Origin of the sequence: Methylobacterium aquaticum, from assembly GCF_016804325.1 — a bacterium.
Lineage (GTDB): Bacteria > Pseudomonadota > Alphaproteobacteria > Rhizobiales > Beijerinckiaceae > Methylobacterium > Methylobacterium aquaticum_C.
The window spans coordinates 3,457,754-3,479,926 of sequence record NZ_CP043627.1; the positions used below are offsets into that span (position 1 = coordinate 3,457,754).

Here is a 22,173-nt window from a genome sequence, read left to right on the forward strand (position 1 = left end):
GCTTCGGGCATGAAAGCCATCCGCTTCACCGGACCGGCCCTGAAAGCCTTCGCGAGGCTGCCGGACAAGGCTCGGGGGCAGATGCGGGCAAAGCTCGAGCGCTACGCAGCGACGGGAACCGGCGACGTCAAAGCCCTGGTGGGAGTTCCCGGGCTGCGAATCCGATCAGGGTCGTACCGGGCTGTCTTCATCGAGACGACCGATGCGATCGAGGTCTTCAAGGTCGGCGACCGGCGCGACATCTATGAATGAGGTCAGGCGAATGAGCGTTCAGTCGATCGTCACCGAGGGAGGCGAGGAACTCGTCATCCTGTCGCGGAGGACCTATGACGCCCTCCTGGCCCGCGCCGGCGACGAGGATGCGGAGGACCGCATGACCGCGCGGCTCGCCGCGGACCATCTGGCCGCCCGGGACGCTGGCACCGTCGCCTTCGCGCCGAATTGGCTGACGGCTGCCGTGCTGGCCGGCGAGCCGCCTCTGGTCGCAGCCCGCCGCCATGCCGGTCTGGGCCTCGCCGATCTCGCGGCGAAAGTTGGACTCGCCGAGGATGTGCTGGCTGCGATGGAGCAGGGACGCCACGCCAGCACCCCGACGGAGATCGAGGCGATCGCTCAGGCCTGCGACGTCGACGCAGCTTTGCTTCTGGACCAGGACTTCGCCCCCGTTCCGAATGAGGTCGCTGCGCCCATTCTGAAGCCGCGTCGCCGGTCCTCACGAAGCCGGTGAAACCCCTCCCCGATCTCGCCGCCGTCGTCCTGTGGATGGCCGGCGCGCTTCTGTCCTTCTCGGCCACCGCCATCGCCGTGCGCGAATTGGCGCCAGCGCTCGGCCTGTTCGACATCCTGGCGGCCCGGGCGGCGGCCGGCGTCGCGATCGTCGGGGCGGTGGCGCTCCTGCGCCGCCGGCCGCTGGCGGCGCGGCGCATGAGGCTGCATCTCGCCCGCAACCTCGTCCATTGGGGCGGCAACTACGCCTGGTCCTACGGCGTGACGCTGCTGCCGCTCGCCGTCGTCTTCGCGCTGGAATTCACCACGCCGGCCTGGGTCACGCTGCTCGCCGTGCTGATCCTGCGCGAGCGGCTGACCGCGAGCCGGGTCGCGGCGGTCGCCCTCGGCTTTCTCGGCGTGCTGGTGGTCTTGCGGCCGGGCCTTGCCGCGTTGCAGCCGGCGAGCCTCGTGGTGCTGGCCGCCGCGGTGATGTTCGCGCTGACGGCCGTCGCCACCAAGGCGCTGACCCGGACCGAGAGCGTGCTGTCGATCCTGTTCTGGATGAACCTGATCCAGCTGCCGCTCAACCTCGTGGCCGGCCGGGTGTTTCCGGCTTTGCCGGTCCACGCCTTCGAGGGGCACCACGCGGTGGCGCTGGCGGTCCTGTGCATCGCCGGGCTGACCTCGCATTGGTGCCTGACCAGCGCCTATCGCCGCGGCGACGCCATCCTGGTCATGCCGCTCGATTTCCTGCGCATCCCGCTGATCGCGGTGCTCGGCTGGCGCTTCTACGGCGAGCCGCTCGATCCGTGGCTGTTCGTCGGCGCCGGGCTGATCGTCGGCGGCATCGTCTGGAACCTCGCCGCGGAGGCGCGGCGTCAGGCCCCGGCCGCCCAGCCCGAAAGGGCTTGACCGCGGGGCGCCGTGGCGCGTTGATCGGCGCCATGCTGTTGTCCTTCTTCACCGAACTGCGCGCCGCCAAGGTCCCGGTCTCGCTGCGCGAGTACCTGATCCTGCTCGAGGCCCTCGACCGCGACCTCGCCGACCAGCGGGTGGAGGACTTCTATTACCTCGCCCGCACCGCCCTGGTGAAGGACGAGCGCAACCTCGACAAGTTCGACCGGGTGTTCGGCCGCGTCTTCAAGGGCGTGGTCACGGTCGGCGAGGCGGTGGAGCCGCAAGGAATTCCCGAGGAATGGCTGCGCAAGCTGGCCGAGAAATACCTCACCGAGGAGGAGCGGGCGCAGCTCCAGGCGCTCGGCTGGGACAAGCTGTTCGAGACCCTGAAGCAGCGGCTGGCCGAGCAGAAGGAACGCCACCAGGGCGGCTCGAAATGGATCGGCACCGGGGGCACCTCGCCGTTCGGCGCCTACGGCTACAACCCGGAAGGCATCCGCATCGGCCAGGACGGCAACCGCAACTTCCGGGCGGTGAAGGTCTGGGACCAGCGCACCTTCAAGGACCTGGACGATTCGGCGGAGCTCGGCTCGCGCACCATCCGGCTGGCGCTCCGGCGCCTGCGCCGCTTCGCCCGCACCGGGGCTGCGGAAGAACTCGACCTCGACGGCACGATCCGCGAGACCGCCCGCCACGGCACCCTCGATCTCCAGCTCCGGCCGGAGCGCCGCAACGCCGTGAAGGTGCTGCTGTTCCTCGATGTCGGCGGCTCGATGGACTGGCACGTCGAACTCGCCGAGCAGTTGTTTTCGGCCGCCCGCTCGGAGTTCAAGCACTTCGAGCATTTCTACTTCCACAACTGCCTCTACGAGACGGTGTGGAAGGAGAATCGCCGCCGCCACACCGAGGGGACACCGCTCCTCGACGTGATCCGCACCTATCCGTCCGATTACCGGGTGGTGTTCGTCGGCGATGCCGCGATGTCGCCCTACGAGATCGCGATGGCGGGCGGCTCGGTCGAGCACTGGAACGAGGAGGCCGGAAAGGTCTGGCTCGAGCGGGTGCTGAACCACTTCCCGAAAGTGGCCTGGCTCAACCCGGTGCCGCAGGCGCAGTGGAACTACACCCAGTCGAACGCGATGATCCGGCAGATCTTTTCGGACCGGATGTACCCGCTGACGCTGGAGGGCATCGACCAGGCGACGCGGGCGTTGCTGCGGTAGGGAAGCGCCTTCACCCCCGCGTCGTCAGCAGCACGCCGGCCCCGATCGCCAGGATGGCGCCGACATGGAGAACGTCGGGCACCTCGCCGAGGACGGGAATCGCGAGAAGCGTCGCGATTACCGGCACCAGCGCCGTGAAGGCCGGGGTGCGCCGGCCGATCAGGGCCAGGGAACGGTTGAAGGCGATGAGCGCCACCACGCTCACCAGCACGCCCTGGTAGACGGCCTGGATCGCCACCTCCGCCGGCGGCGCCTCCAGGAGATGCGACAGGCCCGAGGCGAGGTAGAGCGGGATATAGGTGACGAGCGAGCCGACGCAGATCAGCGCCGTCGCCTCCAGCGCCGTGAGGCGCGAGCGGCGCATCCGCACGGTGCCGGCGGCCCACAGGAAGGCGGCGGTGAGGAGAAGCCCGTAGCCGAACAGCTCGTCGGCATCGCGAAAGCCCCCCGCCAGGGTGAGCGCCCCGGCGGCGATCAGCCCGAGGCCGGCGAGCGCGAAGCGGCCCGGCCGGTCGCCGAGCAGCAGCACGCCGAGGAGGGCGGCAAAGAGCGGCATCGTGCCGGGTGTCAGGGCCGCCCCGTGGCCGGCGGGCGCGTAGCGGAGCGCGATCGAGATCAGCAGCGCGAAGGGCGCGCCCTGCGCCACGTACAGGAAGGCGCCATCGACGAACGCCCGCCGGTCGAGGCCGCGCAGCCGCAGGAGCAGCACCGGCAGCAGCAGCAGGCCGCCGATGCCGAAGCGGAGCGCCACGAGGTCGGCGGGCCCGAGCACGCCCCCCGCCCCGACCGTGCGGCGGGTGATCACGAACCAGCCGCCCCACAGGCTGATGGCGAGAAGCGCGAAGCCGACGCCCGCGGCGAGGCGCCGGCCGGTGGGGGCCTCGGTCGCCCCCGACACCTCGGGCTTCATGAGGCCTGTGCCTCGGATGCCGGCTCGCGGTCGTCGGCGAGCTGGAGCCGGTGCAGCCGCGCATAGGTGCCGCCCTTCGCGATCAGCGCCGCGTGGCTGCCGGTCTCGGCGATCCGGCCGCCCTCCATGGCGACGATCAGGTCGGCGTCGCGCACCGTCGAGAGCCGGTGGGCGATGACGAGCGTGGTGCGGCCCCGCATCAGCCGGGTGAGCGCCGCCTGGACCAGCTGCTCGGATTCGGCGTCGAGCGCCGAGGTCGCCTCGTCGAGGAGCAGGATCGGCGCGTCGCGCAGGAAAGCCCGGGCGAGCGCGATGCGCTGGCGCTCACCGCCCGACAGCCGGTTGCCGGCGGGTCCGACCCGGAAGTCGTAGCCTTCCGCCTTCGCCGTGATGAAGCCGTGGGCGGCCGCGGCCCTGGCCGCCGCCTCGATCTCGTCCCGGCTCGCGCCCTCGCGGCCGAAGGCGATGTTCCGGGCGATGGTATCGTCGAACAGGACCACCTCCTGCGACACCACCGCGACGGCCCGGCGCAGCGAGTCCAGGGTCACGTCGCGCACGTCCTGCCCGTCGATCCGGACCCCGCCCTCGGTTACGTCGTAGAGCCGCGGCACCAGGGAGAGCAGCGTCGACTTGCCCGAGCCCGAACGGCCGACGAGGGCCGTGGTACGGCCGGCCGGCACGACGAGGTCGATGCCCTCGAGCGCCGGGGCGTCGTCACGATAGCGGAAGCGCACGCCCTCGAACCGGACCTCGCCACCGGCGACCGCCAGGTCGGGCGCGCCGGGCTTCTCCCGAATCGTCGGCGCCTCGTCCATCAGCGCGAAGGTGCGCGACAGCGCGGCCAGCGCCTCCTGCAGGATGGCGTTGAGATTGCCGAGCGCGCGGGCCGGCTGGGCGGCGAGCAGCAGGGCGGCGACGTAGCCGGTGAAGTCGCCGACGCTCTTCTCGCCCGAGAGGATGCGGTGGCCGATGAAGGCGAGCACGCCCGCGACCGCGAGGCCGCCGCCCACTTCCAGCAGCGGATCGAGCCGGCCGCGGGCATTGGCGGCCTTCATCTTGAGGCGGCGCACCTCGTCGAGGGCGTCGCGGGTGCGGCCCTTGAGATAGCCCTCCAGGCCGTAGGTCTTGGCGACGCGGATTCCGGCCAGGCTCTCGCTGATCAGGCTCGCGGTGATCCCGACCTGCTCCTGGGTCGAGGTCGAGACCCGGCGCAGCTTCTTGCCGATCCGGGCGATCGGCCCGGCGACGAACGGCACGACGATGCCGGCAATGATCGTCAGCCAGGGATCCATCCAGACCATCGCGCAGACGAGCGCGATCAGCATCGCCACGTCGCGCAGGAGCACGGTGGAGATCCGCGTCAGCGCCTCCTTGATGAAGGCGAAGTCGGTGGTGAAGCGCTGGGTCAGGCTCGCCGGGCTCTCGCGGCCGAGTTGCGCCAGGTCCTGCTCGATCATGTGGCCGTAGAGCGCCGCCTGCATGTCGGCCTCGATCCGGGTGACGACCCGGTTGGTCAGCACCGTCTGGCCGAGCAGCGCGAAGCCGCGGACAGCCGTCACGGCGATCACCAGGACGGGGCCGTAGGCGAGCGCCCCGGCATCCTTGGCGTCGAAGGCGTCGAAGGCGGCCTTGATCAGCGTCGGGTAGAAGCCGGTGGCGACGCCGATCACCGCGATCAGCACCAGCACGACGGCGAGGGTGCCGGCATGCGGGCGCAGCCAGTCGCGCCACAGCCGGAGGAGCAGCGGCAGCATGTCGCCGGAAAGGAGGGGGCGCCGCGCCATGATGCTCGCTTCGTCCGTGGGGTGGGACGGTGGCGCTAGCACGGGGGTCGGGGGGCGGCAATTCGGGGCGGCGCGCGGCTGGGCTGCGGCGGCGGGCCTATTGCATCATCGCCAGCGCCGCGTGGATCACGGTCGCGCCGCCGATCGGCGCGAGGAACCACAGCAGCACGTTGACGACGATGAGCCAGATCAGCATCCGCTCCTGGCGCCCGGTGAGCCGGGGCTGGGGCGGGCGCGGCGGCGGCTCCCAGGACGGCCGCCATCCTCCCTCGACGAACATCGGCGCCTCCGCGCTGGCCTGCACCCATTTTGAGCTAGGGGCGCTGGCCGGGGCAGACAGTGCGGCGTGTTGTGCCGGCCCAAGGCACACGACATCGGGGACACGACATAGGTTTCTGGCTACGTCGCCAGTCCCACCCGCGACCTCATCCTGAGGTGTCAGCCGATTGAAAATCGGCTGACCTCGAAGGAGGGCTCCAGGGATCAAAGAGACTTCTGGAGCCCTCCTTCGAGGTCAGTCCATCGGTGATGGACTGACACCTCAGGGTGAGGTCGCGGGTGGGAAATGCCTGGTGATCGCGAGCGTTGCACCAGCCGTCTACCGTGTGCCAAGCAAGCCGAAATGCCGCGTGATCACCCCTTGTCGCGCAAGAGCCGCGCCTTGTCGCGCTGCCAGTCGCGCTCCTTGGCCGTCTCGCGCTTGTCGTGGAGCTTCTTGCCGCGCCCGAGCCCCAGCTCGACCTTCGCCCGGCCGCGCTCGTTGAAGTAGATCTTCAGCGGCACCACCGTGTAGCCCTCGCGCTGGGTCGCGCCGATGAACTTGTCGATCTGGCGCCGGTGCAGCAGCAGGCGGCGGGGCCGCTTGGTGTCGTGGTTGAAGCGGTTCGCCTCGAGGTATTCGGGGATGTAGGCGTTGAACAGCAGGAGGTCGTTGCCGGACGGGCCGGCGAAGGCCTCGCCGATCGTCGCCTTGCCGCCGCGCAGGGACTTCACCTCGGTGCCCGTGAGCGCGATGCCCGCCTCCACCGTGTCGGTGATCTCGTAGTTGAAGCGGGCCTTCCGGTTGTCGGCGACGACGCGGTTCTTCGGCTCGGGTTTCTTGGCCATCGGGCGGCGGAAGTCCTGGCAGAGATCTTGGCAGAGATCCTGGGAAGGCGGGCGGCGGGAGCCCCGGGGGTTCCCGCCGTATATAGGGTGCAGCTCAGCCGTTGGTGAGGCCGGCGTGGCGCATCGCCCCGTCGACGAGGGCGCGGGTCGCCTCGCCCACCGGCACCATCGGCAGGCGCACCTCCTCGCTCATCAGGCCGAGACGGGCCAGCGCGTACTTCGTCGGCGACGGGTTGGTCTCGGCGAAGAGATGGGTGTGGAGCGGCATCAGCCGGTCCTGGAGCGTGAGCGCCTTGCGGAAGTCGCCGGCGAGGCAGGCTTCCTGGAAGTCGGCGCAGAGGCGCGGCGCGACGTTCGAGGCCACCGAGATGGTGCCGTGGCCGCCATGCGCCATGAATCCCAGGGCGGTCGCATCTTCGCCAGAAAGTTGGACGAAGTCTTCGCCCATGGCCTGGCGCTGGAGGCTGACCCGGGCCACGTTGGCGGTGGCGTCCTTCACCCCGGCGATGTTCGGCAGCTCGAAGAGCCGCGCCATGGTGTCGACGCTCATGTCGATCACCGAGCGGCCGGGGATGTTGTAGATCAGGATGGGAATGCCGACCGCATCGTTCACCGCCTTGAAGTGCTGGTACAGCCCTTCCTGCGTCGGCTTGTTGTAGTAGGGCGTGACGATGAGCAGCGCGTCCGCGCCGGCCTTCTCCGCATGACGGGACCGCTCGATCGCCTCCGCGGTGGAGTTGGAGCCGGCCCCGGCCACCACCGGCACCTTGCCGCCGGCCTCGTCGATGCAGGCCTCGACCACCCGGTCGTGCTCGGAGTGGCTCAGGGTCGGGCTCTCGCCGGTCGTGCCGGTCGGCACCAGGCCGTGGGTGCCGTTCTCGATCTGCCAGGCGACGAAGGCCCGGAAGGCGTGCTCGTCGAAGGCGCCGTCGCGGAACGGCGTCACCAGGGCGGTGAGCGAGCCCCTCAGGCGCTGCGAAGTCTGCGTCGACGTCATGCTGGCGTTCCTCGCCCGGGCGGGCGCGGCGGCCCCCGGGATCTGTCTGGTTGGGAGGCCGGCCCGCATGCGGATCACCAGGGGGACCGCGATGGGGCGACCAACTCGGCCGTCCGGCCTTCGACACATACGGCGTCGAGGGCCCGCGCGCAAACGCTCCCGCATGGGCCCTCGGGGGCCCGCGCGCGAACGCTCGCGTTCCCGCGGGCGTTCCGGCGCCATCGCGGCCCAGGGTTAATCGCTTCTTAACGCGACGCTTTCACCATGGGCGTCCGGTCATTCGAGCTCTTCAGGGGAACGGGAACCATGCTGCTCTCGCCTCGACGGCGCCGCCTCGCGGTCCTCGCCCTCACGGTGTCCGGCGCCGCGCTGACCTCGCTGACGGCGCTCGGCGGCTCGACCGTCGCTCCCCCGCCGCCCGCCGAGGCGGCGATGCCCTCCCGCGTGGTCGAGCGGGGCGGCGAGGACGGCTTCTCCCCGGCCGAGGGCTTCGTCCCGTCCACAGCTTTCACGCCGGCCGATTCCGCCCCGGCGGACGGCCTGCGCCGGAATGCCGGCGAGGCCGGGAGCCGGCTGCCGGTGGCGGCCGCCGCCTTCGCCGCCGCCGACCCCGAGGTGCCGATCCCCTTCCCCGCCCCGGACGCGGCGATCAACCCGTCCGCCCCGGTGCCGAGCGTGCCCGATCCGGGCCGGCCGGTGCTGGGCACCGAGGTCGACGGCCCGGCGCTGCGCGGCGCGGTCGAGGCCTATCGGCGCGGCCAGGTGAGCGAGGGGGACCGCATCCGCGACGGGATCAAGGACCCGGCCGCCCGCGCCCTGCTCGACTGGGCGGCGATCCGCGCCGGGGCCGGCATCGGCTTCGAGCGCACGGTGGCGTTCATCCGCGACAACCCGGACTGGCCGGTGGGCGCCATGGTGCGCCGCCGCGCCGAGGAGGCGCTGCTCTCCCAGCGCAAGTCCCCCTCGGTGGTCCGCGCCTATTTCGCTTCCCGCCGGCCGCAGAGCGCGCCGGGCAAGTTCGCCCTGGCGCTGGCCTTCAAGGCCGACGGCTTGCCGGAGGACGCGGCCACCCTCGCCCGCGACTTGTGGCGCGAGGACACGTTCGGCCGCACCCTGGAGCTGAAGGTCCTCGACGCCTTCCCGGGCACGATCGGCGAGGTCGACCATCGCTACCGCATGGAGCGGGCGCTGATGAAGGAGGACTGGGACACCGCCGGCCGCGCCGCCGCTTACGCCGGCAAGGCTTACGGCACCCTGGTGCGGGCCCGCCGCGCCGTCGAGGCCAAGGCGTCGAATGCGGGGGCGGCCCTCGACGCCGTGCCGCCGAGCCTGCGCCAGGATTCCTCCTACCTGTTCTCCCGCGCCCAGTACCTGCGCCGCCTCGACAAGCCGGCGGAGGCCGCCGCCGTGATGGCCCAGGCGCCGCGCAACCCCGAGGTTCTGGCCGATCCCGACGAATGGTGGATCGAGCGCCGCATCGTCGCCCGCAAGCTGCTGGATGCCGGCGACGCCAAGACGGCCTACGCGGTCGCCGCCGGCCACAGCGCCCGCACGGTCGAGAAGCGCATCGAGGCGGAGTTCCATGCCGGCTGGATCGCCTTGCGCTTCCTCCACGAAGCGAACGTCGCGGGCACGCATTTCGCCACCGCCGCGGCGATCGCCGAGACGCCGATCTCGGTGGCGCGCGCCGCCTACTGGCAGGGCCGCGCCGCGGAGGCCGCGGGCCAGACGATCGAGGCGCGGGCCTTCTACGAGCGCGCGGGCGCGCAGCCGATCGCCTATTACGGCCAGCTCGCCCGGGCGAAGCTCGGCCAGGGCTCGCTGTCCTTGCGCCCGTGCAGCACCCTCGACGAGGCCGCCCGCACCGCCTTCGAGAACCGCAACGCCGTGCGGGCCCTGCGCCTGCTGGCGGCGGCCGGCATCAAGGAACTGATGCTGCCGCTCTACATGGATTTCGCCCAGCGCCTGACCGACCCGGCCGAGCTGAACGCGCTCGGCGACGTCGCGATGTCGTTGAACGATCCCCGGGCGCTCGTGGCGATCGGCAAGACCGCGGTGCAGCGCGGCCTGCCCCTCGACCGGCACGCCTACCCGACCAACGGCATCCCGACCTACGAGGCCTCGTCGGCCGTGCCGCAGGTCGAGCGCGCGATGGTCTTCGCCATCGCCCGCCAGGAGAGCCAGTTCGACCCGCGGGCGCAATCGAGCGTCGGGGCGCGGGGCCTGATGCAGATGATGCCGGCGACCGCGCAGCGCACCGCCCGCCGGGTCAGCGCCGCCTTCGACACCGACCGGCTGACCAGCGATCCCGCCTACAACGCCCGCCTCGGCCAGGCCCATCTCGGCGAGCTGATGGAGGATTGGCGCGGCTCCTACATCCTCGCCTTCGCGGCCTACAATGCCGGCGGCGGCAACGTGAAGAAGTGGATCGACGCCTACGGCGATCCCCGTAACCCGAACGTCGACCCGGTCGACTGGGTCGAGCGCATCCCCTTCACCGAGACCCGCAACTACGTCCAGCGGGTGACCGAGAACTTGCAGGTGTATCGGAATCGGCTGGCGGAGGCCGGGGATGGGCGGAGTGCGCTGCTGATCGACGACGACCTGCGGCGCGGGGCGCGGTGAGGGAGAAGCGATGCTGCCGGCCGCTGTCGATCCGATCGAGGGCGGCGATGGCTACGGTGGTTCTCACGGCGATCGCCGGGCATGCCCCCGCGACCGCCGCGCTATCTGGATCGCACGACGGTGATGCCGATCTTGATTACGGGTTGATGGCCTTCATGTAGCTCAGGACATCTGTCGCATTCCTGTCTGGCGGAAATATCGGATAGAAAACTTTCTCAATCTTATTGCCATGCAAGATCAGCGTAATCCTTTTATATAAAACACGACCATCTACGATCAGCGTCGGAAGTCCCAAAGTTTTTTCCAGCGTCAAGCCGTCGTCCGATAGCAGTTGAAACGGCAGGTGCATCCGCTCCGCCGCTTCTTTCTGGTACTCGGTGCTCTGCGTCGAAACACCGAAAACGCCCGCGACGCCGTGCTGTCTCAGATCGCCATAATGATCGCGGAACGAGCATGATTGCGGCGTACATCCGCGGGTGCCGGGAATGTCGTCCCAACCATTGGGCAGGTTCATGTCGGGCCGTCCCGTGAGCGGATAGACATAGAGCACGCTCCAGCCGGTGAGGCTGCCAATGTCCACCGGATTTCCGTCGGTGGACATCAGCTGCGTCGATGGCACGGTAGACCCCGCAAGATGATCGCTCCCGCCATCATCGGTGGGCTGTGGCAGCAGAGACCAGTCCACCTGCTGGAAATTCAGTTTTTCCATTTTTCTTTTCATCCCCCATCAAAAAAGGTTAGTTTATTGTTAATACGCGCGATTCATAGCAGAAATCATCATTGATTTAAAGAAAATATCCGCGATATTTTATTTTGAAAAAGCATGATGATTGTTATATACAATTGAAAAATGTCCGTGTTTTTATATAAATTTACACAAGCAAGGTGCAAATGCCAGCAAATTAAATTTTCATCACGCCAAATTTTTTTGATCGATGACATGAAAAATGTTGTCGCGTCGGTATCGCGCCACAGAGAGTCAATCCATTTTGATCTCGGCGCAGATTACAAGAGATAAAACGCCCGTTTTCTGCCGCATCGACAATGGAAGACGGCGATTGGTATCTTCACCAGGGACACTTCAAGTCGCCGCGTCGAACTGCTCTCCCTCGAAGTCGAGGTGCAGATAATCCGGCGAAAACCGTGCGATCCGCGTCAAGGCATCGACATCCGGAATCGCCAGGGTCTTGCCCCGCCAGTCGATCAGGCCGGACAGGCGCAATTCGCGCAAGGTGCGGTTGACGTGCACGGCCGAGAGACCCAGCGCATCGGCGAGCTCGACCTGGGTGATCGGCAATTCGCAGCGCCCCTCCTTCGCCCGGCCGACGGCCGCCTGGCGAAAGTACACCTCGCAGAGCAGGTGGGCGACGCGCTCCAGCGCCGTGCGCCGGCCGATATTGACCAGCCATTCGCGGTGGATCGCCGCCGTCACCAGCACCTCCCACCACAGGGCCCGGGTCAGGCGCGGATCGGCGTTCAGCATCGTCTGGAGCAGGTCGCGGGAGATCTTGGCGACCGCCACCGGGGTGAGTGTGCCGAGCGCGTGGTCCATCCGGCGCAGGAGGAAGATGTTGAGGTCGCACAGGTCGCCCGGCAGCAGGAACGACATGATCTGGCGGCCGCCATCGGCGAGCTGCTTGTAGCGGCAGACCCAGCCGCCGAGGATCAGGTTGACGTCGGTCGGCTCCTCGCCCTCGGCGATGATGTCCTGGTGCGTGTCGTAGTTGACGATCCGGGCGGTGGCCGCCTGCTGCAAGAGGCTCTTGTCCGCGTCGCTCAGGCGGGTGAACCGTTCGAGCTTGCGGATCAGCGGATTCATCGTGCCCCCTTTCCGGCCCGTGGCGCGGCAGCGCGAGTGTCCCATCGGTCGCGATGGACAGCTAGTGTTTGCCGCGGCTCGGTAAAGCGCCCGGTCGAGCGCTCATGGGGGACCGGCGTCGGCTGAGGGTTTCCTCGCCTCACCTGCCGGCCGTCGCGGCCTCCCCTTGGGAGAAGGCGAGATCGAGCGATGCGTCAAGGGCCATCGAAGGCAAGGGCCATCGAAGGGAAGACGATGACGATCGTCCCGTGCCGGCCGTCGCGATCGACACTCAGGGCGACGGTCGTCCGGGCGGCGAAGGACATCTCGTCTGCTTTGCCTTCCGTTGGGATTAGTCCGAACGGACGAGTGTCGGCCTCCGGTCGGTCTTCCTAGAACCGCCCTGCCATCGCGCGCGCGAGTGCCCGGCGGCGGGTCTTGGCGCGGCGGGTCTTGGCGCGGCTCAGGGTCCGGGGTCGAAGAGACCGGCTGCCCGGCCGTCCCACCCTCGGACCAACCGTGCCGGCTCCTCGGGAACACATGGGACGGCGGCCCTGCCCGTCGACGAGGCGGGCGACGATCATGGGGTTCGAGGACGGCGCGTGGCGCGAGGCGACCGTGGGCCGGAGCGTGTCGGTACGCGGTCCCGGGCTGCATACCGGCCGGGCCGCCCGCGTGACGCTGAACCCCGCCCCCGCCGGCCACGGCATCCGCTTCACCGTGCGCTGCCCGCGCTCCGGGACCTCTGCGGACGTGCCGGCCGGCACGGCGGACTGGGTCGCGAGCCGGATGAGCACCGCCCTCGATCTCGGCCGGGGGCGCAAGCTGCGCACCATCGAGCACCTGATGGCGAGCCTGGCGGCCTCCCGCATCGACAACGCCGCGATCACCGTGGAGGGGGCCGAGATCCCGATTCTCGACGGTTCGGCGGTGCGCTGGTGCGCCCTGATCGAGTCCGCCGGGCGGGTGGTGCAGGAACGGCCGCGCGAGGCCTTGCGCATCCGGGCGCCGTTCCAGGTCGACGGCTTGCACGGCTTCCTGCGCGCCGAGCCGGCCGACACCTTCAGCGTCGACGTCAGCACCGACCGGCTGCCGGGCTTCGGCGTGCTGCGCTGGTCCGGCCCGATCGATCCCGCCGCGTTCCGCGCCGAGATCGCGCCGAGCCGCAGCTTCGGCAACGCCTCGCTGATCTGGCGCACCCTGCTCAAGACGCGGCTCGCCCGCACGCTCCTGCCGGGTTCGACCCGGGACCGGCTCTGGACGCGCTCGTTCGCTTCCCAGACCGTGCGCGAGGGCGGTCTCGTGCCCGCCGAAAGCCGGCCGGAGCACCGGCGCCCGATCGGCCCGGAGACGGACGGCCGCATGCATCCGCGCGACCGCGAGCCGCTCCTGCGCGGCGCCCGCCCGGGCGGGTCGCGATCCTGCTGGGCGGCCGGGTGCTCGGCGGGGCGCGCTTCCCCGACGAGCCGGTGCGGCACAAGATTCTCGATCTCGTCGGCGACCTCGCCCTCGCGGGCCGGCCGATCCTCGGGCGCGTGGTGGCGAATTGCCCGACCCACGCCCTCACCTTCGCCTTCCTGACCGAGCTGATGCGCCATCCGGAATGCTGGGACGTGGTCCGGCTCACGGAGGCATCGACGGCCGGCACCGATCGGACCGCCGACCGCCCAACTTGATTTGGCCGCAAAGGGGAGCGATCGAAGCCCGTCGACGGCCGCGCTCGCGGGCGGCAGGGGAGATCCGTGGCCTCCGCCTTGCCCGCAAGCTTGGGCGTCAGTACGGTCCGGCACCTCCCCCGAGCCGCCCCGTGGCCGTCCCTGTCCGGTCGGAAGACGCCGAAGCTTGCGCACGTACTCACTCGTCCTCGCCTGCCTCGCGGCCCTCGCCGGGCTGCTCCTCGCCACGCCGGAGGCCCGCGCGGTCGAGGCCGTGCGCGTCACCCTCGACTCGCAGGCCATCGACCTCACCCCGGCGATCGAGCGCTACCGCTCCGACGGCGACCTGATCCAGATCTCCACGGCGCCGGGCAAGGACGGCATCGTGCGCCGCATCGCCGTGAAGGCGCGCGAGACCGGGGCGCGGCCGGACTGGATGGTGTTCGCGCTCACCAACGACACCGACGAGCAGATCGACCGCCTGCTGGTGGCGCCCCACTTCCGCCTCGTCGGCTCGGGCGTCGTCTGGCCCGATCTCGGCGGTTCGCGCATCGCCGCCATCACGGCGAGCCAGGGCATCCGCCCCGAGCGCGACGAGAGCCCGGATGCCGACCAGTTCGTCATCACGCTCGATCCCGGCACCACCGTCACCTTCGTGGCCGAGCTGCGCACCCCCAACGTGCCGCAGGTCTATCTCTGGGACCAGGACGCCTACCGCAAGAAGGCCACCGGGCTCACCCTCTACAAGGGCATCATCATCGGCATCGCCGGGTTGCTGGCCCTGTTCCTGACCATCGTGTTCGTGGTCAAGGGCGCCATCATCTTCCCGGCCGCCGCCGCCCTCGCCTGGGCGGTGCTGGCCTATGCCTGCATCGATTTCGGGTTCTTCCAAAGAATCTTCCCGGTGACGGAGGTCGCCGAGCGGATCTACCGGGCCTCGGCGGAAGCCGTGCTCGGCGCCACGCTCCTGGTGTTCCTGTTCGCCTATCTCAACCTGGCCCGCTGGCACGTGCGCTACAGCCACGTCGCCTTGATCTGGCTCCTGTTCCTCGGCGGCCTCGTGGGCCTCGCCGTCATCGATCCGCCGGTGGCGGCGGGCGTGGCGCGGATCTCGATCGCGACGGTGGCGGGAATCGGCCTGCTGCTGGTGGTCTATCTCGCGATCCACAACGGCTACGACCGGGCGATCCTGCTGATCCCGACCTGGCTCCTGCTGCTCGCCTGGGTGGTGGCGGCGGGCTTCGCCATCACCGGCCAGCTCCACAACGACCTCGTCCAGCCGGCGCTGATCGGCGGCCTCGTCCTCATCGTGATGCTGATCGGCTTCACGGTGCTCCAGCACGCCTTCGCGGGCGGGGCCTCGGCAACAGTCTCGTCTCCGACACCGAGCGCCGGGCCCTGGCGCTGACGGGGGCCGGCGACGTGGTGTTCGACTGGGACGTGCCGGGGGACCGGGTCTTCGCCGGCCCCGAGATCGAGGGGCAGCTCGGCCTCAAGCGCGGGGCGCTGGAGGGGCCGCAGGCGAACTGGCTCTCGCTGCTGCATCCCTTCGACGTCGAGCGCTATTCCGCCGCCCTCGACACGGTGATCGAGGAGCGCCGCGGCCGCATCTCCCAGGATTTCCGCCTGCGCTCGGCGGCCGGGCCCTATTACTGGTTCCGCCTCAAGGCGCGGCCGGTGATCGGCACCGACGGCGAGGTGGTGCGCATCGTCGGCACCATCGCGGACGTGACCGAAGCGAAGATCGCCGAGGAGCGGCTGCTGCACGATGCGGTGCACGACAACCTCACCGGCCTGCCCAACCGCGAATTGTTCAACGACCGGCTCGACGCGGCGCTGGCGCTGGCCAGCCAGGATCCGCGCCTCAAGCCCACCCTGTTCGTGGTCGACATCGACCGGTTCAAGCAGGTCAACGACGCGATCGGGCTCTCGGCGGGGGATTCGATCCTGCTGACCCTGTCGCGCCGCCTCAACCGCCTGCTGCGCCCCCAGGACACCCTCGCCCGGGTCGCCGGCGACGAATTCGCCGTCATCCTGCTCTCCGAGCGCGACCCCGACCGGATCATCGCCTTCGCCGACAGCATCCGCCGGGCGATCACCACCCCGATCACCTATGCCGACCGCGAGATTTTTTTGACGCCCTCGATCGGCGTGGCGCTCCACGAGGCGGGCGCGGTGGTGAAGCGCGACGACGTGGTGAAGAACGCCGAACTGGCGATGATCAACGGCAAGCGCCAGGGCGGCGACCGGATCGAGGTCTACCGCCCGACCATGCGCTCCGACCGCGGCGAGCGGATGATGCTGGAGAGCGACCTGCGCCGGGCGCTGGAGCGCAACGAGATCAAGGTGCTGTTCCAGCCGATCGTCCGCCTGGAGGACCGCACCGTGGCGGGCTTCGAGACGGTGTTGCGCTGGGACCATCCCCGGCTCGGCCGCGTCGCCCCCCAGGTCTTCCTGCCGATCGCGGAAGAATCCGGCCTCATCGTCAATCTCGGCGTCTTCGCGCTCGAGCGCACCGCCGCCGAGCTCGCCGCCTGGCAGCAGGCCCTGGTGGTCGAGCCGCCGATCTTCGCGTCCGTCAACCTGTCCTCGCGCCAGCTCCTGCGCCACGACCTCCTGCACGACGTGAAGACCGTGCTCGCCCGCACCGGCGTCATCCCCGGCTCGCTCAAGCTGGAGCTGACCGAGGCGCTGGTGATGGAGAACCCGGAATACGCCGCGCAGATGCTCGCCCGCATCCACGAACTCGGCGCAGGCCTGTGCCTCGACGATTTCGGCACCGGCTACTCGGCGCTGACCTACATGCAGCGCTTCCCGTTCGATACGATCAAGATCGACCATTCCTTCGTGCGCCAGATGGCCAACGGCCGTTCCGGCATCCTGCGCTCGATCGTCCGGATGGCGCAGGAACTCGGGCTGGAGATCGTCGCCGAGGGCGCGGAATCCGAGGCCGACGCCCTGGCGCTGGCCGAGATCGGCTGCGACTACGCGCAAGGGTTCGCCTTCGGCGAGCCGATGTCGGTGTTGCAGGCCCGGCAGCTGGTGGGAGCGGCGCCGGAAGCGGCGTAGCGGCGGATACCGGCTCCGTCGACCCTGTGCGGCCTCGCACGGAAAAGATCTCGGCCGGCGCGGGAGAGTGGCTTGCGGCGCCTGGGCGACATCCCCCCGCGATGACGCCGCATCGGGAGCCGACCTGCCCGTTCGCCCGCGTCCATGTCGAGGAGCTGCCCGATGAAGTGGTTGCGTCCGGCTTTGCTCCTCGCCGTCCTGGTCGCGGCGGGGGCGCAGGCGGAGGCTGGGTCCGCCGGGCTCGCGACGGACTCCGCGGGCTTCTCCGCGCACCGCGAGCAGGCTCTCGCCCGTCTGCAGGCACGCTGGGGGACGGAGCGTGCGGTAGCCCTGAACGCCCCTCGGGAATGGCGCCCGGCCGTGTCGGGGCGGGGTGCGGCGCCCTCCAGGGGCATCCTTCTGGTGCATGGCCTCGGGGATTCGCCCTGGTCCTTCCACGACGTGGCCCAGGATCTCGCCGCGAACGGCATCCTCGTGCGCACGCTCCTCCTGCCGGGCCACGGCACCCGCCCGGAGGATCTGCTGGATGTCGATCTGGAGCAGTGGCGGCAGGTCGTCCGCGAGCAGGCGGAGGCTTTGCGCCGTGAGGTCGGGCAGGTCTATCTCGGCGGCTTCTCCACCGGGGCCAACCTCGCCACGGAATACGCCTACGAGAACGACGCCGTCGCCGGGCTCGTGCTGTTCTCACCGGGCTTCAAGTCGGACGTACCGCTGGATTGGACGACGCCGCTGCTCGCTCGGATCCGTCCGTGGCTGCTCGCGCCGGGCGGGCGGGCGCCACTTCAGAACGAGGTGCGCTACCTGACGGTGCCGACCAACGGCTTCGCGCAATTCTACCGCAGCAGCCAGGCGGTGCGGCGTCACCTCGACGAGCGGCCCTACGACAAGCCGGTCTTCATGGTCGTGGCCCGCAACGACTCGGTGCTGGATACGGGCTACCTGCTCGACACGTTCCGCAATCGATTCCCTCACCCGGCCAGCCGGCTGATCTGGTACGGCGAAACGCCGGCGAAGCCGGGCGACGAGGGACGCATCCTCGTCCGCAGCGATCGCCTGCCGGAATGGCGGATCAGCCAGTTCTCGCATATGGGCATCCTGTTCAGGCCCACGAACCAGCTCTATGGCGACCGCGGAACCGCCCGCATCTGCTGGAACGGCCAGGACGAGACCGGCTTGCAGGCCTGCGAGCGCGGCGGGGAAGTCTGGTACTCGGACTGGGGGTATCGCGAGGCGAACAAGAGCCACGCCCGGCTGACCTTCAACCCTTACTTTGCGTGGCAATCATCCATCTTGAAGTCGGTGCTGGATGCGGTGTCCGCTCGCCCCGGACAGCTCACCGGCGATCCGGTCGGGGGCTCGTACGCGACGGCGCCGGAAGCCCTCCACCGGGCGTCCTCCCGTCCCTGAGGCCGGCGCTCGAACGGGCGGGCCGTTCCCCGGCCGGTGCCGATCAGGGATGGCCTCCGCCCACCGGCTCCGCGCACAACGCCCCCAACGCCTCGACCAGCCGGTCCGGGTTCAGGGGCTTCCTCAGCATCGGCAAATCCGGCCACATCAGCCGCATCGCCCGCGGCAGGACGCCACCGGTGCAGATCAGGACCGGCACGCCCTTGGCGATCAGGCATTCGGCGGTGGGCGTCGCCTCGCCGTCGGCGAGGTTGAGGTCGAGGATCGCGACGTCGATCGCCTCGATCTCGATGAGGGCCAGCGCCTCGCGGTTGGTGCGCGCCGGGCCGACCGCGTAGGCGTTCGAGCCGGTCACGATCTCGGTCAGCTCCAGGGCGACGAGCGCCTCGTCCTCGACGATCAGCACCCGTCGTCCGTCCAGCATCGCGATCTCCGTGGGTTCCGGGGCGGGCGAATCACCGTCCGCTCCGGGCAACGGAGGCGAGAGTGTGTCGGCGGCTTCCCCGGGTCAATCACGCGAATGCGACGGTGCCGTTTAAAGGCTCCTTAACCATGATCGTCGCATCGTCAGCCTGGCCGTGATCGGATGCGGCGCGCCCCTCGGAGGGCGCGGTCCGGACGGCGCGGGGCGCGGAGAGGCGGCGATGAGCGAGGCGGCGTTCGATATCTCGGGCCAGGAGCGGAGCGGCCCTGAGGTCCATGCGCGGAGCGGCCCTGAGTTCAATGGGCGGAGAGACCCGGGCTCCAATGAGAGAAGCGGCCCGGATTTCGATCTGGTGCGGCGCCTGCTGCTGCCGCCGGGCTGGATCGGCGCCCGGCCCCACCGGCTGCCCCCGCCCGACGAGATGGAGATCGAGGAGATCGACGACCTCGTCGCGACCCTCGAGGCCGAGAACAAGGTGATGAAGGCCGTCCTGCGCTCCGAGCGCGAGGCCGTGGCCGAATTGCGCGCCCAGGTCGCCGCGCTGACGACCCAGCAGGCTCACGACGAGGACCGGCAGGAGGACCTGCGCGCCGACCGCGACCGCTGGGCCTCGCTCGTCGAGCGCCTGCTGTTCGCGCCCCGCTGACGCGTGGCGCCCCCCCTCGTTCCGTCCCAAAGCCCGATCAGTCGCACGGAGACGGCCATGAGCCCCGCTGCTCGCTCGTCGTCAACGGCAAGACCGTCCGTGTGGCGACCGGCGACACGCCCCTCGATGCCGCGCTGCCCCGGAACGTGGCGGCCGGCCGCGACGGCATGATCCAGGATTCCGGGTTGCAGGAGGTGCTGCCGCGCCTGCGCAACACCAGCCGCGCCCGCCCCCGCCTCGGCGAGGGCGTCGCCACCCGGCCGGGCCCTGCCCCGTCCGCCCTCACGGTCCTGCGCACCGCCAAGCGCGCCGGCACGCTGCTCTCCGCCACTCCGCTCTCAGGCGCGGTGACGGAGGTCGTGGTCACGGTCTCGCGCAGCCTCGACATCGCGCCCGGCCAGGCCGTGGAGCTCGCCTTCGCGGGGCTGCCGGCGAGGCCCTACTGCCCGACGCAGCGCATCGACGGCAACACCGAGCTCAACGAGCTCGTCTTCCACCTGCGCCGCGACCGGGGCAGCCTCGGCCCGGCGCTCGGCGAGGCGGTGCATCCCGGCCACGCCGTGCGGATCAAGGGCCCGGCCGGCGGCACGCCCTACCGTCCCGGCCCCGGACGCCTCGTGCTGGTGTCGGCCGAGACCGGCTTCGCGCCGATCTGGGCCATCGCCCGGGCGGCGCGCCACCTCGAGACCGGCCGCGAGATGGTGGTGGTGGCCGGCGCCGCCGACGCCGACGACCTCTACATGCGCCCGGCCCTCGACTGGCTGCGCGGCACCGGCGTGCAGCAGATCACGATGGCCGCGAGCCGCGACCGCCGCGGCCAGTCGGACGTGCGCCACGGCCCCGTCACCGCCCATCTGCCGACCTTGCGCGGCAGCGACACCGTCCACGTCGCCGGCCCGCCGGAGATCGTGCGGGCGATCGAGCGGCTCTGCGACAGCGTCGGCGCGACCTGCGCCGCCCTGCCCTTCCTGCCCGCCCGCAGCCGGGCCCGGAGTCTCGTCACCCCGGGGATACGGGCGCGCAGTTCGGGTTGTGACGCCCCGTCAGGAGCCGGAGCGCAGCTCGGCGACCGGCACAGGATAGGCGTGCGGGCGCCCGGCCAGCATCGCGTCGATCAAGGCCAGCACCTCCGCCCGGCCGACATTCGCCGCCTGCTCGAACGGCGTCCAGGTCTGGTGGAAGTCGAGGGCGGCGAAGACCGCGCGGTAGCGGGTGAGCTCGGCCTGGGTCAGCGGCACGCCGCGCACGAAGGCCTTGTGGGCCGAGATCGTCAGCGCCTCGCGCGGGTTCTGCGGGTTCAGCTCGAACTTCAGCGCGTCGCCGCAGAACACGATGCCGCGGGCGCGGTCGTGCAGCACCGCATGGCCGTCGAAATGGCCGGCGGTGCGGTGGAGCACCAGCCCCGGCAGGGGTTCCAGGACATCGTCGTAGGGCCAGGAGACCTGGAGCGCCGCGCTCCAGGTGAAGTCCGCCGCGGGCAGGCACAGTTCGGGGTCGAAGCGGTCCTGGAGCTGGGGCAGCGCGCCGTAACTGTGCGGATGCGAGGCCGAGAGGACCTTCATGCCGCCGAGCGAAGCGATGTGGTCGAGCGCCGCCTCGCTGAAGACCGGGCAACCCTCGAAGCCCATGTTGCCGTCGGGCGTGACGATCAGGTAGGCGCTCGGCCCGATGCCGGTCACCGGCTCGTTCCAGAACTTCCACACCCCCGCCTCGACCTCCTCCCAGTGGCACGGGAACGAGGCTTGCGCCTCCGCGACATCGCGAAAGCGCCAGCCATCCTGAGGCACGACGTGGCGCGCGTCGAGGCACATCGGGCAGCTCGGCGGAGCTGCGAAATGGCGCTGCCAGAAGCCGCAATTGTCGCAGACGAAGGCGGGGAGAGCGAGGGCGCCCGCGAAGGGCAGGTATCCGGGCACGCGCGAGACCTGATCGGTGGAGGTGCCGCCGCATATAGGTGCGGCGGCACGGCCGTCGATGGAGGCGCGGCGCCGGAGACCCTTAGCCGCCCGCCAGCACCCGGGCGCAGACCGCGTCGAGCTTGGCCATCAGCGCGGGATCGCGGTGGGTCGGCGCGGTCATGATGGCGCCGTCGAGCGCCCGGTCGGAGCGCGCCGGGCAGGGCTCGCGCTCGGCCGGAAAGTCGCGGGCGAGCCGGCTCACCAGGCGGGCGGCCTTGGCGGCGTTGGCGCGGGCCACCGCCACCACGGCGGCCACGTCGACGGCGTCGTGCTCCGGGTGCCAGCAATCGAAATCGGTCACCATCGCGATGGTGGCGTAGGTGATCTCCGCCTCGCGGGCGAGCTTGGCTTCCGGCATGTTGGTCATGCCGATCACGTCGTAGCCCTGCGCCTTGTAGGTCAGCGATTCGGCGTAGGAGGAGAATTGCGGCCCCTCCATGCAGACATAGGTGCCGCCCTTCCTGACCGCGATCTCCTCGGCCTCGGCCGCCTCCAGGATGCGGGCCTGCAGCCGCGGGCCGACGGGATGGGCCATCGAGACGTGGGCGACGCAGCCATTGCCGAAGAACGACGAGGTCCGGCCATTGGTCCGGTCGACGAACTGGTCGACGAGCACGAACAGGCCCGGATAGAGCTCCTGCCGGAACGAGCCGCAGGCCGAGAGCGCGACGATGTCGGTGACGCCGGCGCGCTTCATCGCGTCGATGTTGGCCCGGTAATCGATGCCCGAGGGCGAGAGCCGGTGGCCGCGGCCGTGGCGGGCCAGGAACACCACCTGGGTCTCGCCGATCCGGCCGATGCGAAGCGCGTCCGAGGGCTCGCCCCACGGCGAGGTGATTGCCTCCTCGCGCACATCCTCCAGCCCGGGCAGGTCGTAGACGCCCGACCCGCCGATCACTCCGAGCACGGCCTTGACCATCAGAGTTCTCCTGTAACGAAAAGAGGCCCCTCGCGGGGCCTCTGGA

The 22,173-nt window shown here is 70.2% G+C and carries 18 protein-coding genes and 3 pseudogenes; 11 read left to right on the plus strand and 10 right to left on the minus strand.

The window, feature by feature from the left end; genetic code table 11:
• Positions 1-9 precede the first annotated feature (9 nt).
• From F1D61_RS15675 to F1D61_RS15690, 4 genes are read left to right on the plus strand one after another with little or no spacing between them, the layout of a single operon-like run.
• The gene (locus F1D61_RS15675; RefSeq protein ID WP_203158823.1) at positions 10-252 is read left to right on the plus strand and encodes a type II toxin-antitoxin system RelE family toxin; all 243 of its coding nucleotides are present in this window, start codon (positions 10-12) and stop codon (positions 250-252) included.
• Entirely contained in the window at positions 245-727 is a 483-nt protein-coding gene (locus F1D61_RS15680) for a helix-turn-helix domain-containing protein (protein ID WP_246775906.1), read from the plus strand. The genes F1D61_RS15675 and F1D61_RS15680 overlap by 8 nt, the downstream gene beginning before the upstream one ends.
• Positions 724-1,620, plus strand: a complete 897-nt coding sequence (locus tag F1D61_RS15685; RefSeq protein WP_203158824.1) for a DMT family transporter — start codon at positions 724-726, stop codon at positions 1,618-1,620. The genes F1D61_RS15680 and F1D61_RS15685 overlap by 4 nt, the downstream gene beginning before the upstream one ends.
• Positions 1,621-1,652: 32 nt before the next feature.
• On the plus strand, positions 1,653-2,828 hold the full coding sequence (locus tag F1D61_RS15690) for a vWA domain-containing protein (RefSeq protein WP_203158825.1): 1,176 nt from the start codon (positions 1,653-1,655) through the stop codon (positions 2,826-2,828).
• Between the two features lie 10 nt (positions 2,829-2,838).
• Here F1D61_RS15690 and F1D61_RS15695 read toward each other — a convergent pair whose 3' ends face one another.
• The 5 genes from F1D61_RS15695 to dapA form a co-directional block, all read right to left on the minus strand.
• On the minus strand, positions 2,839-3,738 hold the full coding sequence (locus F1D61_RS15695; RefSeq protein ID WP_203158826.1) for a DMT family transporter: 900 nt from the start codon (positions 3,736-3,738) through the stop codon (positions 2,839-2,841).
• Positions 3,735-5,522, minus strand: coding sequence for an ABC transporter ATP-binding protein (locus tag F1D61_RS15700; RefSeq protein WP_203158827.1), 1,788 nt, complete (start codon positions 5,520-5,522; stop codon positions 3,735-3,737). The genes F1D61_RS15695 and F1D61_RS15700 overlap by 4 nt, the downstream gene beginning before the upstream one ends.
• Before the next feature lie 97 nt (positions 5,523-5,619).
• The gene (locus F1D61_RS15705) at positions 5,620-5,802 is read right to left on the minus strand and encodes a hypothetical protein (protein ID WP_203158828.1); all 183 of its coding nucleotides are present in this window, start codon (positions 5,800-5,802) and stop codon (positions 5,620-5,622) included.
• Positions 5,803-6,155: 353 nt separating this feature from the next.
• Positions 6,156-6,629: an SsrA-binding protein SmpB gene (gene smpB / locus F1D61_RS15710; protein ID WP_091747410.1), complete on the minus strand. Its 474-nt coding sequence runs from the start codon at positions 6,627-6,629 to the stop codon at positions 6,156-6,158.
• A gap of 94 nt (positions 6,630-6,723) precedes the next feature.
• Positions 6,724-7,626: a 4-hydroxy-tetrahydrodipicolinate synthase gene (dapA, locus tag F1D61_RS15715; protein WP_203158829.1), complete on the minus strand. Its 903-nt coding sequence runs from the start codon at positions 7,624-7,626 to the stop codon at positions 6,724-6,726.
• A 306-nt stretch (positions 7,627-7,932) separates the two neighbouring features.
• On the opposite strand from dapA, the gene F1D61_RS15720 reads away from it, so the two are divergent.
• Positions 7,933-10,251: a lytic transglycosylase domain-containing protein gene (locus tag F1D61_RS15720; RefSeq protein ID WP_203158830.1), complete on the plus strand. Its 2,319-nt coding sequence runs from the start codon at positions 7,933-7,935 to the stop codon at positions 10,249-10,251.
• Between the two features lie 136 nt (positions 10,252-10,387).
• On the opposite strand, the gene F1D61_RS15725 is transcribed toward F1D61_RS15720, so the two are convergent.
• Positions 10,388-10,960 carry a peroxiredoxin gene (locus F1D61_RS15725; RefSeq protein ID WP_203158831.1) on the minus strand — a complete coding sequence of 191 codons (573 nt, stop codon included), beginning with the start codon at positions 10,958-10,960 and terminating at the stop codon, positions 10,388-10,390.
• 372 nt (positions 10,961-11,332) lie between these two features.
• A complete protein-coding gene (locus tag F1D61_RS15730) occupies positions 11,333-12,070 on the minus strand; it encodes a Crp/Fnr family transcriptional regulator (RefSeq protein WP_203158832.1) in 738 nt (245 codons plus the stop codon).
• Positions 12,071-12,631: 561 nt separating this feature from the next.
• Between F1D61_RS15730 and F1D61_RS35385 the strand changes: the two are divergent.
• The 4 genes and pseudogenes from F1D61_RS35385 to F1D61_RS15745 all read left to right on the plus strand — a co-directional run.
• Positions 12,632-13,180 (plus strand): annotated as a pseudogene (locus F1D61_RS35385) (UDP-3-O-acyl-N-acetylglucosamine deacetylase); the annotation flags it as partial.
• Positions 13,181-13,518: 338 nt separating this feature from the next.
• Complete coding sequence (locus F1D61_RS35390; RefSeq protein ID WP_432443280.1) at positions 13,519-13,725, plus strand: UDP-3-O-acyl-N-acetylglucosamine deacetylase; 207 nt, start codon at positions 13,519-13,521, stop codon at positions 13,723-13,725.
• Between the two features lie 166 nt (positions 13,726-13,891).
• A pseudogene (locus tag F1D61_RS15740) lies at positions 13,892-16,773 on the plus strand (EAL domain-containing protein).
• Positions 16,774-16,935: 162 nt separating this feature from the next.
• On the plus strand, positions 16,936-18,180 hold the full coding sequence (locus F1D61_RS15745; RefSeq protein ID WP_203158833.1) for an alpha/beta hydrolase: 1,245 nt from the start codon (positions 16,936-16,938) through the stop codon (positions 18,178-18,180).
• 43 nt (positions 18,181-18,223) lie between these two features.
• On the opposite strand, the gene F1D61_RS15750 is transcribed toward F1D61_RS15745, so the two are convergent.
• Complete coding sequence (locus F1D61_RS15750; RefSeq protein ID WP_203158834.1) at positions 18,224-18,604, minus strand: response regulator; 381 nt, start codon at positions 18,602-18,604, stop codon at positions 18,224-18,226.
• 352 nt (positions 18,605-18,956) lie between these two features.
• On the opposite strand from F1D61_RS15750, the gene F1D61_RS15755 reads away from it, so the two are divergent.
• Together F1D61_RS15755 and F1D61_RS15760 are read left to right on the plus strand one after the other, a co-directional pair.
• Positions 18,957-19,250 carry a hypothetical protein gene (locus F1D61_RS15755; RefSeq protein ID WP_203158835.1) on the plus strand — a complete coding sequence of 98 codons (294 nt, stop codon included), beginning with the start codon at positions 18,957-18,959 and terminating at the stop codon, positions 19,248-19,250.
• Between the two features lie 167 nt (positions 19,251-19,417).
• A pseudogene (locus F1D61_RS15760) lies at positions 19,418-20,113 on the plus strand (oxidoreductase); the annotation flags it as partial.
• A 180-nt stretch (positions 20,114-20,293) separates the two neighbouring features.
• Here the strand turns inward: F1D61_RS15760 and F1D61_RS15765 are convergent.
• Both F1D61_RS15765 and F1D61_RS15770 read right to left on the minus strand, forming a co-directional pair.
• Positions 20,294-21,166, minus strand: coding sequence for an MBL fold metallo-hydrolase (locus tag F1D61_RS15765; RefSeq protein WP_203158836.1), 873 nt, complete (start codon positions 21,164-21,166; stop codon positions 20,294-20,296).
• An 82-nt stretch (positions 21,167-21,248) separates the two neighbouring features.
• Positions 21,249-22,127, minus strand: coding sequence for an S-methyl-5'-thioadenosine phosphorylase (locus F1D61_RS15770; protein ID WP_203158837.1), 879 nt, complete (start codon positions 22,125-22,127; stop codon positions 21,249-21,251).
• Between the last annotated feature and the right edge of the window lie 46 nt (positions 22,128-22,173).